Annotated in this window: 1 pseudogene; it reads left to right on the top strand. The window is 62.0% G+C overall.

The window, feature by feature from the left end:
* Positions 1 to 274 (top strand): annotated as a pseudogene (locus SB771_RS34355) (branched-chain amino acid ABC transporter permease); the annotation flags it as partial.

Below are 274 nucleotides of genomic sequence, written 5' to 3'. Positions count from 1 at the left end.
AGCGCGGCACGTACTTCGTGATGTTGACGCTGGCATTCGGCCAGCTATTCTATTTTCTCGCCTACACCACGCCCGATCTGACCGGCGGCGACAACGGCCTGCTCGACATTCCGCGTCCCGCGCTCGGCCTGTTCGGCAAAGCGCTGCTGCCGTTGACCTCGCCGTGGCAATACTACGGCTTCGTCGCGGTGCTGTTCCTCGTCGTGTTCTGGCTCCTGATGCGCGTGTCCCATTCGGTATTCGGCCGTACGTTGCTCGCGATTCGCGACAACGA

The organism is Burkholderia sp. SIMBA_051, from assembly GCF_046534915.1.
Lineage (GTDB): Bacteria > Pseudomonadota > Gammaproteobacteria > Burkholderiales > Burkholderiaceae > Burkholderia > Burkholderia ambifaria.
The sequence above is the reverse complement of the archived record's forward strand: the minus strand, read 5'-3'. Positions and strand labels throughout refer to the sequence as shown.